This is a genomic window from Clostridium tanneri (assembly GCF_033659955.1).
Lineage (GTDB): Bacteria > Bacillota > Clostridia > Clostridiales > Clostridiaceae > Clostridium_AM > Clostridium_AM tanneri.
On sequence record NZ_JARUJP010000032.1, the window covers coordinates 15,633 to 33,585 of the forward strand.

13 protein-coding genes and 1 pseudogene are annotated in these 17,953 nt (G+C 30.8%); 11 read left to right on the forward strand and 3 right to left on the reverse strand.

Features of this window, described 5'->3' with window-relative positions; genetic code table 11:
• The first annotated feature begins 23 nt into the window (after positions 1–23).
• The 4 genes from P8V03_RS17355 to P8V03_RS17370 all read left to right on the forward strand — a co-directional run bounded on the left by P8V03_RS17355 (position 24) and on the right by P8V03_RS17370 (position 4,756).
• The gene (locus P8V03_RS17355; protein WP_318799140.1) at positions 24–677 is read left to right on the forward strand and encodes an oxygen-binding di-iron domain-containing protein; all 654 of its coding nucleotides are present in this window, start codon (positions 24–26) and stop codon (positions 675–677) included.
• Positions 678–956: 279 nt separating this feature from the next.
• Entirely contained in the window at positions 957–2,345 is a 1,389-nt protein-coding gene (locus P8V03_RS17360) for a L,D-transpeptidase family protein (RefSeq protein ID WP_318799141.1), read from the forward strand.
• Between the two features lie 498 nt (positions 2,346–2,843).
• On the forward strand, positions 2,844–3,599 hold the full coding sequence (locus tag P8V03_RS17365) for an FRG domain-containing protein (RefSeq protein WP_318799142.1): 756 nt from the start codon (positions 2,844–2,846) through the stop codon (positions 3,597–3,599).
• 5 nt (positions 3,600–3,604) lie between these two features.
• Entirely contained in the window at positions 3,605–4,756 is a 1,152-nt protein-coding gene (locus tag P8V03_RS17370) for a DUF262 domain-containing protein (RefSeq protein ID WP_318799143.1), read from the forward strand.
• Between the two features lie 300 nt (positions 4,757–5,056).
• Here P8V03_RS17370 and P8V03_RS17375 read toward each other — a convergent pair whose 3' ends face one another.
• Positions 5,057–6,796 (reverse strand): ABC-F family ATP-binding cassette domain-containing protein, encoded by a 1,740-nt coding sequence (locus tag P8V03_RS17375; protein WP_318799144.1) that lies wholly within the window; start codon positions 6,794–6,796, stop codon positions 5,057–5,059.
• A 597-nt stretch (positions 6,797–7,393) separates the two neighbouring features.
• Between P8V03_RS17375 and P8V03_RS17380 the strand changes: the two genes are divergently transcribed.
• The 3 genes from P8V03_RS17380 to P8V03_RS17390 all read left to right on the forward strand — a co-directional run bounded on the left by P8V03_RS17380 (position 7,394) and on the right by P8V03_RS17390 (position 11,172).
• Positions 7,394–8,593, forward strand: coding sequence for a sensor histidine kinase (locus P8V03_RS17380; RefSeq protein ID WP_318799145.1), 1,200 nt, complete (start codon positions 7,394–7,396; stop codon positions 8,591–8,593).
• Complete coding sequence (locus tag P8V03_RS17385) at positions 8,559–9,230, forward strand: response regulator transcription factor (RefSeq protein ID WP_318799146.1); 672 nt, start codon at positions 8,559–8,561, stop codon at positions 9,228–9,230. Before P8V03_RS17380 ends, P8V03_RS17385 begins: the two co-directional genes overlap by 35 nt.
• 277 nt (positions 9,231–9,507) lie before the next feature.
• A complete protein-coding gene (locus tag P8V03_RS17390; protein ID WP_318799147.1) occupies positions 9,508–11,172 on the forward strand; it encodes a peptidoglycan-binding domain-containing protein in 1,665 nt (554 codons plus the stop codon).
• A 142-nt stretch (positions 11,173–11,314) separates the two neighbouring features.
• On the opposite strand, the gene P8V03_RS17395 is transcribed toward P8V03_RS17390, so the two are convergent.
• Entirely contained in the window at positions 11,315–12,349 is a 1,035-nt protein-coding gene (locus P8V03_RS17395) for a YeiH family protein (protein ID WP_261669796.1), read from the reverse strand.
• A 147-nt stretch (positions 12,350–12,496) separates the two neighbouring features.
• Between P8V03_RS17395 and P8V03_RS17400 the strand changes: the two genes are divergently transcribed.
• Entirely contained in the window at positions 12,497–13,390 is an 894-nt protein-coding gene (locus P8V03_RS17400) for a LysR substrate-binding domain-containing protein (protein WP_318799148.1), read from the forward strand.
• Positions 13,391–13,395: 5 nt separating this feature from the next.
• Here the strand turns inward: P8V03_RS17400 and P8V03_RS17405 are convergent, their stop codons facing one another.
• Complete coding sequence (locus tag P8V03_RS17405; protein WP_261669798.1) at positions 13,396–14,316, reverse strand: LysR family transcriptional regulator; 921 nt, start codon at positions 14,314–14,316, stop codon at positions 13,396–13,398.
• A gap of 189 nt (positions 14,317–14,505) precedes the next feature.
• On the opposite strand from P8V03_RS17405, the gene P8V03_RS17410 reads away from it, so the two are divergent.
• The 3 genes and pseudogenes from P8V03_RS17410 to P8V03_RS17420 form a co-directional block, all read left to right on the forward strand.
• Positions 14,506–16,128: an FAD-dependent oxidoreductase gene (locus P8V03_RS17410; RefSeq protein ID WP_318799149.1), complete on the forward strand. Its 1,623-nt coding sequence runs from the start codon at positions 14,506–14,508 to the stop codon at positions 16,126–16,128.
• A gap of 81 nt (positions 16,129–16,209) precedes the next feature.
• Positions 16,210–17,163 carry a (4Fe-4S)-binding protein gene (locus P8V03_RS17415; RefSeq protein WP_318799150.1) on the forward strand — a complete coding sequence of 318 codons (954 nt, stop codon included), beginning with the start codon at positions 16,210–16,212 and terminating at the stop codon, positions 17,161–17,163.
• Positions 17,164–17,688: 525 nt separating this feature from the next.
• Positions 17,689–17,953, forward strand: a pseudogene (locus tag P8V03_RS17420) (GNAT family N-acetyltransferase); the annotation flags it as partial.

Here is a 17,953-nt window from a genome sequence, read left to right on the forward strand (position 1 = left end):
AAGGGTGAAAGGAAGTTATTATTATGAATGTTGTTGTTAAAGAGTCAAATATTTACGAAGATTTACACCAGTTTAGTTCCTATGTTCCACCTATAGACCTTACATTTCACCAGTATCTGTTATTAGCCGATGAGCCTATATTAGTTCATACAGGTAGCATGGAGCAGACAGAGGCTCTTATACCGCAGTTAAAAGAGATTCTTAATGGAAGAACATTAAAATATATTTTTGTTTCTCACTTTGAATCAGATGAATGCGGAGGTCTATCTCTAATACTAAAGCATTTTCCTGAGGCCAAACCAATCTGTTCTGAGGTTACAGCAAGACAGTTAAGTGGATTTGGAATAGCAAAGGATGTACTAGTTAAAAAGCCAGGAGAGAAGCTAATTTCCAGTGACTATGAGCTTGAGTTCATTAACTATCCATCTGAAATGCACCTGTGGGAAGGGTTATTATTAATAGAAAACAAAAGGGGAATATTCTTTAGCAGTGATTTAGTATTTGGCTTTGGAGAATCCCATAATACAGTAATAGAAGGTAATTGGAAAGTAGAAATAGACAGTATTACTCCGCAGCAGGTGTCAGACTCTGAAGCAAGAGCAAAACTGCAGCAAACTTTGATGCAGTTAAATCCTAAATTTGTGGCTACCGGTCACGGTCCGTGTCTTAAATTTTAACAATATAGGTAGTTGTAACTAATAATTCAGTTGCGAAAAAGCTGTACTATAGCATAATGCTAAATTACAGTTTTTTTATTATAATCAGTCTTTTAGGCATTTTTTTGTAGTAAATCCAAGAAATTAATCCACTTTAATTATAATTTAAAATTTAATGTAGTTTCCCTAATAATAATTTTAATATTTATATATTTATTTTAAATAAAATGTTAAAATATAAAAGGTATTTTAAAGATAAAATTTTGCATATTAACAATAATTAAAGGGATGATATTTATTATGAGGAAAAAAAGAAACAAACATATGAGTGATAAGAAAAAGATTATAGTAGGATTAAGTGCTTTAGCTTTTATGTATCTAGCAGCAACAATATTTTTTGCTAATCATTTTTTCTTTCGTTCACAAATTAATGGCATTGATGTTTCGCTTAAAACTACAAAACAAGCGGAGGAAAAAATAATATCAGTTATTTCTAAATATTCGTTGGAAATAGAGGGACAAGATGGAATTAAAGGGAAAATCAATGGGAAAGAGATTGGATTAGCAATTAATGAGGGGAATAAAATTAAAGAATTTAAAAGTAAGCAAGATTCATTTAAATGGATCTCTTCCATTTTTAATAAAAATCATGAGCAGATAGAGGGTTTAATAACCTTTGACAAAGAGTTATTGAAAGAAAAATTAAATAAGGAAAATTTCTTTAGCAGTAAAGAGGTAAATGAACCTAAAGATGTTTCCTTTGAGTATTCAGATAATGGTTATAAGATGATACCTGAGGTTAACGGAAACAAAATAAAAAAAGAAGCTGTTTATGAAAGTGTACAAAATGCAATTTTAAATCAAAATAATCTATTAAATCTAGAGCAGGCTAATTGTTATGAAAAGCCAAAATACACTTCAAAATCTAAAGAAGCTAAAGAAGCTATGGAACTTCTAAACAAATATACAAATTTAAAGGTTACCTATAATTTTGGCAGCAATGAAGAAATTTTAGATGGGTCAACTATAAACAAGTGGCTTTATGTAGATGAAAATATGAAGGTTGGATTTAATGAAAAAAAGGTTAGAACCTATGTAGATTCATTGGCTGTTAAATATAATACCTTTGGAGAAACAAGAAAGTTTGCTGCATCAACAGGAAAAATTGTACAAGTAGATGGTGGTAACTACGGATGGGTTATTAGCAAGGCAGAAGAAGTAAAGAGTTTAATTGAAGTGATAAAAAAGGGCAAGGATGCAAAGAAAGAACCAATATATTCACAAAAGGCAGTATCCCATGATAAAAACGATATTGGAAGTACCTATGTAGAAATCAATTTAACAAGACAGCATATGTGGTTTTATAAGAATGGAGCTCTTGTTACAGAAGGCGATATTGTTACTGGAAATACAAGTGCAAATTTCGGAACACCTGCAGGAACATATGTATTAAACTATAAAGAAAGAAATGCTACATTGAAGGGAGAAGGCTATAGTTCACCAGTTGATTTCTGGATGCCTTTTAACGGAAATATAGGTATTCACGATGCAACATGGAGAACAGAGTTTGGAAAAGATATTTATGTAAAAAGTGGTTCTCATGGATGCATTAATTCACCATATTATTTAGCAAATGCCATATATGATAATATCACACCAGGAACGCCTATCGTTTGTTATACTGAGTAATTAATAATAGGGTATGGAAGACTATCTTCTATACCTTATTTGCATTAAGCAGTTGTGCAAACCAAGCTGAAAGAAGTATTTACAGGATACTATGTTCTTTGGTGAGGAATTCAATGAGGTTCGCCTCCACCATGAAAACCACGACAGAAATGTCGTGGGTTTTTCCCGTATTTACAGTAAGTAGATACATAAATTAGATCTAGCGATTAATATTACTTGGGTGGGTTAATTTTATAGGTAGAAATATCGTATTAAAACTAATGTAACTGTATGAAGATAAAATAATTAGTATTAGACATCCGTTAAAAGAATTAGTTTAGAATAATAATGCATATTCAATTATGGATTGACAATTTAAATAATTTAAAATGTGTGTTTGCAACATATTGATTTTTCCTACTGACTAGTATTAGATAAATATACTAAATTTGGATATGTTATGATATAATTTGAATTATATAATTATAACTAAGTGTAATATAGAGGAGAATTTAGTAGATGGAAGAAGAGGTTTATATAAGTAAGTTAAGTGAGTTTATGGATTATGTTGAAAAATTACCAAAGGAATTTACATTATCTAGAGGACAAGCTAATTTACATCATAAGCTATTACCTGGAGCATTAAGGAAAGATAACGATGGACATATGAAACATACTAGACAATCCATAGCATATTTTTTAAATGAGTTTAAAGTAAATAGTCACAATTATATAGATAAACCTTGGGATGTGAAAAGTGATTATGAATGGATGATTTACGCACAACATTATGGCCTGCCGACAAGATTATTAGATTTTACAAATTCACATATAATTTCATTAATGTTTTCTGTAGAAAGCGCTTTTGATGATTATGATGAGATGGATGGAGTTGTTTGGTTTATAGATCCACTTAAGCTCAATAATAGAAGTTGCTGTAGGTCTCAGATAATAACACTATCAGAGAATGAGGGCATGAGTTTAGATGACTGTGATGGACCAATTGTAGTACAAGGAAGAAAGTTAAATGGAAGAATAAATGCACAAAATGGTGTTTTTGTTTATTTTCAAGATCGATCAGATGCATTAGATGACATAATAATAGATGATTCTATTTTAAGAAAAGTGATTATAAAAGGAACAAGCAAAAAAGACATTTTAGTTTCATTATATTCTATGGGAATTGGAATGACACAAATTTATCCAGAGTTAACTTCAGTTGCAAAAGATATTCTTATGAAAGATAATATAAAACAGTATTTAATGGAGGAATAATATTTATGGATAAAAAATATAGAATAAATCCTAAAAATGAAGATACGTCAATTAAAGTTTTAATAGAAAATATAAATAAGGGCTATGAATTACAGGAAATAAAATCGGAGTTATCTGAAGATGAAATTTTAAAGTATAGTGGTTCCATAATAATAGCTCCTGATTATCAAAGAGAATACAGGTTTAAGTTAGAAGATGAAGTTAAACTAATAGAATCTGTCCTATTAGGGATACCTATACCACCAATTTTTTTAGCTACAGATAAGTACAAAGGCGTAAGAGTTAAAAATGTAGTTGATGGACAACATAGATTAAGAGCTCTTCATAGATTTTATAATAATGTATTTAAACTAGATGGGTTAGATTTACTGGACAATATGAATGGAAATAAGTTCCAAGACCTTGATATAGAAGTAAAGGGTGATTATTTAGATGCAAAGCTATTGACAATAACATTTGGTGATTTCCCAGGGTTAGAGTTTGAGATGGAAATATTTAGTAGATATAATAAAGGAACAAAACCACTATCACCACAGGAAATTAGACATGCTGCTTATAATTCGAAAATAAATGCATATATAAATGACTTCGTATATCAATTATATAAAGAAAAATCACCAACACAATTATATGATGCGTACAATGCATCCAAGGATAGGATACAAAAAAAGAAAGTTCAAGAAGGTATATTTGTAATATTAAGTATTCTTGAAAGTGGAATTAATACTAAATATGATAAATCACTAGTTTATGCAGAAGAATATATGAAGATGAAAAAAGAACTAGAAAAGCAAGATGAGCAGTTATCAATAATAGATTTTAAAAAGGTTGTAGAAGAGTTTAATATATTTAATAACTTTATCATAAAACTACAAGAGAAAGTTAAGTTTCCTTTTTCTAAGGAAATTTACGGTATATCAAGTAAAAATTATAAGTTCCAAATATCTATAGCTATGATTCTTGCAGGGGTATTTAAAGAGAAGTTAGTTGGAACCGATTTGCTATTTAAAATATTAGAGGTAGACGAAGAAAGAGATAAATTCCTACAGATAATGAGTGAAAATTTATTAGGTTCATTTTTAGAAGATGCTGAGTATAATGCATCAAGTACAAACTCTAAAAAAATAAAAGAATTAATTGATAATATAAAATTATAATGTATATGCACAATATCACTTGAGTATAATGTGATGCACTGCACCCATAAGAGGTGCAAATTTTTTCTATAGAACTTGACTATGTTATCCTACGCCAATGAGACTCATGAATATATAATATTCAGTTCGAAGCAAATCCAGAATTCTTAGAGGAATTCCTGCCTTGGGATTCATGGGTACAGGATTCCTGTAAAAAGAATAATTAAATCGAAAAGTACGGCCACCTTATCGGATGGCCGTTTCTATTTAGCCCTACACTAGGTAATTTATCGCTTACGTTCCTCTTGCTACTTACTAAATTTAGAGTAACTTAATCAGTTTTTCTAACTCTTCAGATAAAGCTTTTGCAAGGGTAAAATCAGTATTTTTTAAAGCCAATTCTATTTTTGTTTCAACTAATTTTTTCTTTTGTTCAATTTCTAAATAGTCTTTGTCAAAATGACTAGCATAAATCATCTTTCTAAATTTTCGTATACTCATTTTTCTAACTGTCTTATCTTCAATGATTAAAACAAAATCCATACAGTTTACTACAGTATAGAAATCATGAGAAATCATTAAAATTGCACCGTTATAATCTTCTATGGCTTTTTCCAGTGCCATTTGTGAATAGGTGTCTAAATGACTTGTGGGTTCATCAAGAAGCAACAGGTTTGCTTTGCTAGCAGAAACTTTAGCCAATTGAAGCATATTTTTTTCCCCACCAGATAAAGACCCTATCTTTTGATTAATGGCTTCTTCTTCAAAGCCATAGTTTGAAATATATGCTCTAATCTCCTCATAGGTTTTAAAACCAGCATCTAAAAACTCTTCAAGTATCGTATTGGACTCATTTAGTGTTTTACCTTGAAGTTGAGATAAATAAGCCATTTTAACCTGTTCATTTATCTCAATAGAATCATGATTGTTTTCAAAGATTTCTCGTAGTAAAGTCGTTTTACCAGTACCATTTGAACCGATAAGGGCTACTTTGTCAGTAGATTTAATCTCAAAGTTAACATTTTCTAGAAGTATATCATCAAAGGCAACACTGTAATCATTAACTTTTAAAACAGTGGTTTCTTCCAATTTATTATTTGTAAAAAACCTGATATTGGGCTTTTTAATATTTACAAATGGCGCTTTAATTCTACGCTTTTCTAATCTTTCTTGAATTTTAACTCTAGCATTTAGAGACCTACCTTTAGCAGATTCAGAATTTTCAGTTGCAATAATTCTTAGTTTTTTTATTAACTTCTCGTTTCTCTCAAGTTCTTCATTATCAGCAATTGCTAGTTCCTGTAACTCAATTTTGGTTTGAAGTAATGTGAAGTTATAATCAATATAGCTTCCATCAAACTCTTGGAGCTCCATGTTCTCAAGGTGCAGAATTTTGTTAAAACAATGATTCAATAGATATCTATTGTGGGTAATAATTAACATTGTTCCTTTGTGTGAATTAATTAAGTTTTTAAGAGAATTAAGGTTTTCAAAGTCTAAAAACACATCCGGTTCATCCATAATTATTAAGTCTGGACGATTTAGCATTTCCTTAATTACTTGAATAAGCTTAAATTCTCCACCACTAAGCTCAGATATCATTAAATCTTTACACTTCATCAAGTTTGCAAGATTTAGGTTTTTATTAATGTTGTTTTCGAAATCATTCCCATTAATTGCATCAAATGCATCTAAAGCTTGCTGGTACTTTTCTAGTAAAGAATCAATATCTGTGGATGTTTCCATTTCAGCACAAATATATGTTATTTCATTTTGAAGTCTAATAAATTCTTGACTTATATATTGAAAAACCGTAGTGTCTTTTGTTTTGTCTAGTTGTAAGAATTGACTTACATACCCAATTCTACAATTTGGGTCTATCTCCAGCTTTCCATCAAACATATATTTTTCTGGATCCATAATTATATCTATAAGTGTACTTTTTCCACTGCCATTTGTTCCTATAAAGGCACAATGCTGACCATCCTCTAATGTAAATGAAATGTTATGAAATAGGTCCTTTTCCGGAAATGAGTAGGACAAGTTATCAACTTTTATCATATTTATTACCTCTCTTTATCACTAAAAAAGAGCTTATAAAAATAAGCTCTTAATATATTCTCTTATCATTTGCAATTTTATACTTGATTTTTATGCAGTAGAGATACTCTATTGAGTTTAACATTGATAGCATAACACTTTTTTCGACTAAGTTCAATCATTTCATATCAGCAACTAGCTAAGAGACTAGGTTATGTGGTGAAAAAATAATATTGAATATAAATATGATTTAGTATTAAAATGTTGTATTATAAAGTCAAAATTATAGTTTTTTTGGCTTTATTTAATACATTTCCAGAAATTATGTCTGTTAATTTGTTAAAAAATGCTTTATTATAATTATTGGTAAAATATGCAGAACCTACTTTTGTAGATTTCTCATGAAAATTTATTTAACCAAAGGATATTCTTTTTTTCATTATTAAATTCTTTCCAGTGCCAACAAGTATTTATTTGTAGGTAAGGTATGAATATGCTAATTTTTGTTATAGAAGTAACATTGAATAATGAAATTGAGAATACTTCATATAGTATAAATCCAGTGATTTTTATCTAAAATTTTTTAGTTTGAGCTTTATTTTTCATTGAGATGGAGGCATGATTGGCAATATGGACTTGGCTGTTAATGAAATCAATAAAATAATTAAGAATATAATAGAAAAGGTAAATTCAAGCAGAGGACAAATACTTGATATTGTGGACAACATAAGAAGGAATCAAGACAACTTAATGTTTGAATTGGACCAAGTTAGAAGTGAAGTTACTAAGGTTATTGATGAGGTTGATGAACTAGAAAAACAAGATAGGGCTTGTAGAAGAAGGCTGGCTGAGGTCTCTGCAAATTTTTTAAAATTTACTGAAAATGATATTAAGGAGGCTTACGAAGAGGCATCAAATATAAGAGTTAAATTTCTTACAAAACAAAATGCAGAAAAATCATTAAGAGAACGAAGAGATAGTTTGGAAAGAGCCCTTAAAGATACAATTATGAATGTTAAGAACGGGGAAAACGTGATTAATCAAATAAGTATAGCTATTGGTTGTTTGGAGGGAGACATTTTTTCTGTTCTAGAAGGAGCAGATAAAAATTCGGAAATGTTTATTGGTATAAAGGTTTTAGAGGCTCAAGAAAATGAAAGAAAGAGAATTGCAAGGGATGTTCATGACGGACCTGCTCAGCATATGGCAAATGTAATTATGAAAGTTGATATTTGCAATATGGTCATTCAAAGGGATTTGCAAGAAGGGCTTAAGGAATTGGCAGATTTAAAGGAAAGTGCTAAGGTAGCTTTAAGGGAAGTAAGAAGTATTATATTTGACTTAAGACCAATGTCTTTAGATGATTTGGGGTTAAGTGAAACTATTTACCAAATTGTAAATGCAATTTCTCAAGAATTAGACATTGATGTGAAATTAGACCTAAAGCCTATTAATACAGAAATAGAACACATTATTCAGATTGCAGTATATAGAATTGTTCAAGAGATATTCAACAATATTAGAAAGCACTCTAAGGCAAAGCATGTAGAAGTAAGGCTAGATTATGGGACAAAATATCTAATACTAATTATAACCGATGATGGTGTTGGATTTGATGTAGAGGAAACTTTAAAGACAGTAAAAACACAGGGATCTTCCTATGGACTTATTAGCATTTTAGATAGAGTAAATCAGCTTCAAGGGAAGATTGAAATTAGATCTGCAGAGGGAGCAGGTACCGCTTATATTATTAAGCTTCCCATTAATCGAGAGGTGATAAAGGATGAAAAACGTGATGATAAGAATATTAATTGCTGATGATCATGACATAGTAAGGCAGGGGGTAAGGAGAATTATAAGCTTTGAAGATGATATGGTTGTTGCCTTTGATGCAAAAAATGGAGAAGAGGCTTTGAAGCTTTTAACGGAGCATCAGATAGATGTTGTTCTCTTAGATTGCAATATGCCTATTATGAATGGTATCCAGGCTCTTGAAAGTATAAGGGATCAGGGAATTAATACTAAAGTTATAATGCTAACTGTTGAAAATGATAGAAAGACTATTAATACAGCAATAGAAATTGGAGCAGATGGCTATATGCTTAAGGATTCTGCAGGAACAGAGATTGTAAATGCAATTCGATTAGTATATAATGGTGAAAAATATATTGATAAATCATTAGTGTCCATTCTTTTTTCACATATAAAAATTAAGGAAGAGAAAACACTAAGTGTTTTAGATAACCTCTCTAAAAGAGAAGTTGAAGTGCTTATTGAAATCTCCAAAGGACTTAGCAACAAGGAAATTGGTCAACAGCTGTATCTTTCTGAAAAAACAGTTAAAAACTATGCTACAAACCTTTTTAAAAAGATAAATGTAAATGATAGAGTTCAAGCGACAATCCTCGCACTACAAAATAATATTGAGGAATATTACATAAATAAATATAGATAAGCGATTAATAGGCTTGACTTACAGGTCGGAATATATTTGCCGTAACAAAGGATAGTGAATATATCCCTAGTATAAGTCAAGCTTTTATGTTATTTATCTGCATCAATCTTAAGGGACTTTAGTCCCTATTTTTTGTGACTTTTTTACTTATGGGATGTGACTTTTGCAGTCTGCAAAACTAACAGTGGACAGGGCTATAATAAAAGCAGCGGAAAATATTAAAAATTGTCGAAGGGAAAATATATTATTGACAATTTGTTTTAAGGAGGAGCAACTTATGAAGAGCACAAAAAAGTTATTAATAGCAGCATCCATAGTAACTGGAGTAGCTTTAGGAGGCAAAACTGCACATGCACAGCAAGTAATAGATAGTAAAATACCTAAACTAGATATATATAACTATAGTGATTATTCTAAAGTAACCATTAAGTTAAATACAAAGGGGGATATTGTTAAAAACGTACAGGGGGTTTTAAATTTATATTTTGGAGCTGGACTTTCTGAAGATGGGGTATATGGAAAGTATACAGAAGATGCCGTTAAGAGTGTACAAAAAAAGTTAGGTATAAATGCTGATGGCGTCTTTGGACCTAGGACAGCTAAAGCTTTACTAGATTATGTTAACAATACTTCATCCAATAATAATAGTAAAGTTACTTCAGTGCCTGCAGGGGTGGAAAAAAATACAGAATCTGAAATAACTTTAGAAAAAAAAGCTGTAGAAGCACAGCAGGGACAAACTACTAAAGTACCTAAATCAGCTACATATAATTATAATGACTACTCTAAAGCAAATATTAAGTTAAATGAAAAAGGGGTTGCTGTTAAAAATATTCAAGAGACTTTAAATTCATATTTTGGAGCTAAACTTTCTACAGATGGGATATATGGAAAGCGCACAGAAGATGCTGTTAAGAGTGTACAGAAAAGGTTAGGCATAAATGCCGATGGAATCTTTGGACCTAAGACAGCCAAAGCATTACTAGATTATACTCATAATAAGGCTTCATTAAATGATGATAGTAAATCTAGCCAAGTATCTGTGGACACCGGAAAAAACGTAGAATCTTCAGTAACTTCAGCAAAACAAACTGTGGATTCACAGCAAGCAAAAACTACTAAAGTATCTAAAACAACTATATATAATTATAATGATTATTCTAAAGTAACTATTAAGTTAAATACAAAAGGGGATATTGTTAAAAACATACAGGGGGTTTTAAATTCATATTTTGCGGTTAAACTTCCTGAAGATGGGATATATGGAAAGCGCACAGAAGATGCTGTTAAGAGTGTACAGAAAAAGTTAGGCATAAGTACAGATGGAGTCTTTGGGCCTAAAACAGCTAAAGCCTTACTAGGTTATATTAATAATAACTATTATGATTCTGTGGATGATAATAATGGATTTAGTCCAATATCTTTAGATATTCAAAAAAAACTTATTGCTTTAGGTTATAAACTAAAGTTAGATGGAAATTTAAACAGTTATGATACTATATCAGCAGTAAAACAATTTCAAAAAGAAAATAGTTTACCTATAAGTGGTAAGATAGATACAAATTTAGCAGATAAACTATATAAAGATGATAAGGTAAAGGCTGATGGAAGGGCAGAATTTAAATCAGATACGGATTATTACATATTAGTAAGTTCTTTGGATCGCATAGGTAAGGTTTATCAAGAAATAAATAACAAATGGAAAGAGATTAAGAGTTTTGATATTCTTTCAGGAAAAGTTAATAAAGGGGATTACAAATCTGGACTCCAAGGTAAATATGCGAAGTTTAATGAAGTGGAAATGAGAAACTTTACTCAAATCGATGGTGTAAATGTTTTCTATTCTGCTGAAAAAGAATCGGGATATGGATTAAGAATTTTAGATGAAAATGCTAAATTTTTAAGTGGAATACCATATAAAACAACTATAAAAGTATTTTAAGCATTAATTTTTAAAATACTTTTATAGTTTTCACCACTCAGTATCAGTAATAGGTCTCTCTGATAATTTTGCAAGAGAAAGACTTGTTGTCCTATTTCTGTCTTGGGATTGTTGGGTACAAGATTCCTGTAAAAAGAATAATTTATAGAAGAACAGTTATTAGCACAATAGCCGATAGGATCTGAACTGTAGCAATCCCTAATGCATATATTGAAGCTTTAGCCCCTTGCTTTATAAGCTCTCTAAAATTTACTCTCATTCCTATACCTGCAAGGGCAATTATTTCAAAGTTGTTGCTTATCAATTTAAATATTTTAGAAAGCTCTAGGGAAAACACACCCATTGTAAATAAGGAACACATCATAAAGAAACCTATTACATACCAAGGTACCTTTACCTTTGAATTAGAATTTTTACAACCTGTTGTAGAAGATTTTTTCTTCATTGTACCAAAGCTTAATACAACAAAAATCAAGAATATTATACGAACTATCTTAAATATAGTAGACAAGTCTTTAACCTGTTCATTTACTAAACTACCACTTGCAACAACTTGACCTACAGACTGAAGTATACCTCCTATTAAAGCAGAAGTTTTTATTGTTTCAGTAGAAAATACTACTGCAGCGATAAATGGCAGTAGCAGCATTAAAACTGTTCCAGTAACATTTACTATTGTTATAGCTATGCCTTTTTCATTATCATCTGCGTCTATAACAGGAGCAGTAGCTGCTATAGCAGAAGAACCACATACCGCATTACCGCTTGCCATTAAAAAACGGAAGTTTTCTGAAAAGCCAAGTTTTTTTCCTATAAGTATTGCAAAAGTAATTGTTATAACCATTTGTAATGCTATGAAAGCAACTCCTGAAAATCCTAGTTTAAGAAGAGTTTGAGCACTTAATGTGCCACCAAGTAAAACTATAGAATAAGATAACAAATCACTTTCAGCAAATTTAGCTCCTGCTGAATATATTTTTTTGTTTCCTAATGTATTTCCAAATGCCATACCTATAAATATTGCCATAGATGCACCGCCTATGCTAGGCACATAATTTCCTATAAGCTTTCCTATCCAAGCAATAATTACACATATGATAAGTCCCGGTAAAATCTTAATAACTTTATCTGCCTTTTTAAAAGCATTTTTATTAGATGCAAATGAATTTAATTGCATTTATATCATCCTTCCAAATTCTACTCTTCATATGAAGTGATTTTTCTTACATGTTTGAGTATAATAGATATATAACCATAAGTAAAATATATATATATCATGATAACCATTAAAATATTTAATGGTTATTGGAAAGGATAAAACTTTATGATAGAGGAACTTAAGACATTTATATCAGTTGTGGAATATAAAAATTTTACTAAAGCAGCTGAGGCTATTAATTTATCCCAACCTAGTGTAAGTTTACATATTAAACATCTTGAAGAGTATTTTAATGCAACACTAATACAACGTTCAATTAAGCAAAAAAACATACATATAACTGAATCAGGAAACTTACTTTATGAACGTTCAAAACAAATTATTAAGCTATTAGAGGACACAAAGGATGACTTATTGGATTATGGAAATATTGTGAAGGGCAGACTGCGTATAGGAGCTAGTTTTACTATAGGAGAGTATTTTTTGCCACACTTTTTAGGTCAATTCACTAAAGCCTATCCGGATTTAGAACTAGAAATTGCAATTGAAAACACCCATAATATTTGCGAAAAAGTAAAAAACTTTCAAGTTGATTTAGCATTAGTTGAAGGTACTGTTCCATCTTCTAATTTTGTAACTAATAATTTCTACAAAGATAAAATGGTAGTTGCTGTTCCTTATAATCATTATCTAGTTAGTAGAAAATTTTCAGTTGAGGAGTTAGGAAATCAAACCTGGATTAGCAGGGAGATTGGTTCTGGAACAAGGGAATATTTAGAACTTTTTTTATCTACTAATAATATTAATGCAAAAAATGTCATTGTATTTGGAAGCAATTATTCTGTAAAAGAAGCAGTTAAAAATAACTTAGGCATTACATTTATATCTTCCCTTGTTACTGAAACTGCATTAATAAATAAAGAACTTTCTATTTTAAAAACTCCTCAGCAATATATTCGTCCCTTTTCGTATATTTTACAAAAGGGAATCACTCCATCAAAGGGTGCGATAGTATTTATAGACATGTTAAAAAATTATAAAAAAAGTCCTTGTGATTAAAAATATTAAATATCCACTAAGCTTCCAGTGGATATTCCACTTAAAATATGCTTGTCCTTATATTTCTCTAATATGTGCATCAGGTTCTTCATGTTGTCATTAACAAATTTATTTTTGTAGTATACTACACTAAAAGACCTATCTAAGGCTTGATCATTACTTTTTATCACATAAAGCAAACCTTTTTTTGCTTCTTCCTCAACTAATCTTGCAGATATAGCTGTAAGGCAGTTATTTGCAATCACTACTTTCTTCATCATATCTGGACAGTTCACTTCCCATTTAATCTTTATATTTGCTCCACACTTAGAAATATAATTCTCAAAAAGTTCCCTAGTACCGCTTCCTTCTTCACGCATTACAAAAGGTTCTTTTTCTAAATCTTTAATAGAAACATTTCCGCACCCTGAAAGTCTGTGATTCTTGCTGCATACAATCACAAGATAATCATTTATCACTGGAGTGACGACTAAATCTTGATTTTTAATTTTACCTTCTACAATACCAATATCTAACTCGGATTTAAGTAATTTCTCTTCTATAGACTTGGTATTATTAATGTAAGCGAAAGTTTCCACCTGAGGTGCTATTTTTTTATATTCATTTATAAGCTCAGGCATAATACAAGCCCCTACAGTTATGGTAGCACCAATGCGGAGTTTTTCTGAAAACCCCTTTAACATGTTATCTTCTAGTTCATCAAACTGATTTACTACCATTTTAGCATAGGTAAATAAGTTTCTTCCTGCATCTGTAATATATAGTTTTTTACAAATTCTTTCAAACAATAACACACCATAGTGATCTTCTAATTCCCTAATTGCCTGGCTAACGGTTGGTTGTGAAATATAATATAGATCTGCAGCTGTACTCATTTTACCTGTTTCTACTACAGCTATAAAGATTTTTAAATGGCGAATTGTCATATTGATTATAAACCTTTCTTTATAAATTTATTTTATTATCTTTATAATACCTAAAACTTAATAGGTTTTACCTATCATTATTATAAAATAATACCATTTTTATTATTTAATAACAAGTGGTATGATAAAGACAAGTAGTACTACTATACAGATAGAATTATAAATATAGATGAAGGAAGATGTTATATTATGAGAATATTAGTTATAGGTGGGGTAGCTGCTGGAACGAAAGCAGCAGCAAAGCTAAAACGGGAAAATAGACAAGATGAAGTTACCATCTTGACAATGAGTAAAGATATTTCTTATGCCGGATGTGGACTTCCTTATTATATTGGAAATGTTATTAAGGATCGAGAAGAACTAATTGTAAATACACCGGAGAAATTTTCTATGCTTACAGGTGTCAATGTTTTAACAGAAACAGAGGTAACTGAAATTCACAGTAGCAAAAAAATAGTGGAAGCTGTAAATTTAAATACAAAAGAAGTTTCCAGCTATTCATATGATAAACTTATTCTGGCAACAGGTGCAAAGCCAATAAAACCTCCTTTTGAAGGAATAGATTTAAAGGGTGTATTTGTATTACGTACACCAGATGATGCCATTCATATAAAAGAATCATTAGAAGCTGGCGATATAAAGCGTGCAGTTGTAGTAGGTGGCGGATTTATTGGTATAGAAGTTGCTGAAAACCTTGCCAATCAAAAGGTAAAAGTATCGGTTATTGATGCAGCAGAGCACATCTTACCAGGATTTGATCCTGAAATTGCAGAGTATGTAGAAAACCATCTAGCTGACAAAGGAATTATGACTTTTACCGGCACAAAACTTGAAGCTATTATAGGAGAAGGAAAAGTCGAAAAGATTCAAACTGATAAACAAAAAATGAAAGCAGATATAGTTATTCTTTCTATTGGCATTAAACCAAATACTGATTTTTTAAAGGATTCCCATGTTGAATTGATGCCAAATGGAACAATTAAGGTAGACGAACATCTCCAAACAAATGTAAAGGATATCTTTGCTGTTGGAGATTGTGCCTGTGTAACAAATAGGATAAGCAAATTGCCAACATGGTCACCAATGGGTTCCTCTGCAAATATCGAAGGTCGCATAGTAGCTGGGAATATAAACAATAAAAATATATCTTACCCAGGTGTTCTTGGTACAGGTGTAGCAAAATTACCGGAGCTTAATGTTGGAAAAACAGGACTATCAGAAGTAGATGCAATAAAGCATGGCTATGATCCCATAAGTGTTATAGCTGTGGTAGATGATAAGGCTCACTACTACCCAGGCTCTTCATTTTTCATTATAAAAATGGTTGCAGACAAGGCTACTCATAAGTTTTTAGGTATACAAGTGCTTGGTAAAGGTGCAGTTGATAAAATAGTTGATATTGCAGTAACAGCACTTACTTTAAATGCTGCCTTAGAGAACTTAGAGAATATGGATATGGCCTATGCACCACCTTTTTCAACGGCAATTCATCCCTTTACGAACACAGTAAATATTTTGCTAAATAAAATAAAGGGTGATTTTACAACAATTACACCTACTGCTTATAAAAGAGGGGAAGCTTCTGATTATAAAATTATAGATGTTTCTCTTCAACCTACAATCCAATCAGCAGAATACCTTGATCTAACGAAAGTAAAGGGAGAGGTGGAAGGTCTTAATAAGGAGGATAAGCTACTGCTTGTATGTGCGAAAGGTAAACGTGGGTACCTGTTGCAGAACCGATTAAAATTTTATGGATATACCAATACATTGGTTCTTGAAGGTGGCTTAACCTTGAATTCTATTGAATAAATAAATTTAAAATGAAATAAAACAGTAAAAGCTTACAGTTTAAAGGGAAAAACAATATTGTATAAGGGGGAAGGAAATATTATGGCTACATTAACAATTAGTGCAGAAAATGAAAAAAGAGTAAAAGCTCTTGGCTTTTTAAGCAACAAAGGCACAGATAATTTTTCAGGAAGGGTAATTACGGTAAATGGTAAAATCACTTCTGATCAAATAAAATGTATAGCAGAAGCAGCACAACTATATGGTAACGGTATTGTTACTATGACTACACGTCTTACAATTGAATGTCAAGGGATTCCTTATGATAAAATTGAGGATTTTAGAAATTATATTGCAAAAGAAGGTCTGGTTACTGGTGGTACAGGCTCTAAAGTTCGTCCAATAGTAAGCTGCAAAGGAACAACTTGCCAATATGGTCTCATTGACACCTATGCTCTATCAGAGGAAATTCATGAAAGATTTTATAAGGGATATTCAGATGTAAAGCTACCTCATAAATTTAAAATTGCAGTAGGAGGATGTCCAAATAACTGTGTAAAGCCGGATTTAAATGATTTAGGAATTATAGGACAAAGAATACCTAATTTTGATGAAGACAGCTGTAATGGATGTAAAAAGTGTTCTGTAGCAGAAGCTTGCCCTATGAAAGCTGCCAAAATAGCAGACAGTGTATTGAATATAGATAAGGATATATGTAACAATTGCGGACGCTGTATTGGAAAGTGTCATTTTGATGCAATGGAAGATGGCACCATAGGTTATAAAATTTATATAGGAGGTCGCTGGGGTAAGCTCACAGCAAAAGGAAAAGCATTAAATAAAATTTTTACGGATAAGGAAGAAGCATTAAGTATTATAGAAAAAACACTTTTATTATATAGAGAAAAAGGAAGAACCGGTGAGCGCCTTTCTGATACAATTGAAAGAATTGGATTTGAAAATATAGAAGCTGAATTATTATCAAATGAAATATTAGAAAGAAAAGATGAAATATTACAGGCAAAACTTCACTTAGTTGGTGGAGCTACTTGTTAATAAATAATAATATCTCAATCACTGCATAAAGTCTCCATAATAGCAGAAGTTTAATTATTTAAGCAACCTTGCCTTTATAGATGCAAAAACAAGAGTTGTTTTAGAGGACGTTAATAGTTTTATGTAAATTAAATAGACAAGATGGGATTTAATTTGAAATTGCTACAGGGTTTGTTCTCTGTAGCATATTTTATTTTTTTGAAGATGGAGTTCCTACAGATTATTATAGTTTTGTTGTAATAAAAAGTAAAAATAATAATTTTATCTTAAGCGACCAGTATATATCCACTGTAGCATACCAACTTACATAACAAGTGACAGTTTGAATCTATTGGAGGATAATCAAGTAGAAGAAATAAATGAGGCTGTTGTTAACAACTCATATATAAAGTGTATTTCATATAGAGAGTTACCTTTAAAAGATTCAATTAGTAAATTCAGGTATCTATGATATAATTACTTTAACTTTAAATAGTAATTAAGTGTGAAGTAAAAATTATTTATATTTGATTTAGGAGGATTTAAATGAAAGTTTTATCAATAAAAGAACATCCCGAGTATAAGGATAGAGCAATTGAGTATTTTCAGAGCAAATGGGCAAAAGAAGAAAGTATGATGGTTTACGAAGACTGTATATCAAACTGTATTGCTACTTCTAGTCCATTGCCACAATGGTATTTGCTGATGGATGGAGATAAAATAATAGGGTGCGCAGGTCTTATTACCAATGATTTTATCAGCCGTATGGACTTGTATCCATGGGTTTGTGCTGTATATATAGAGAAAGAAT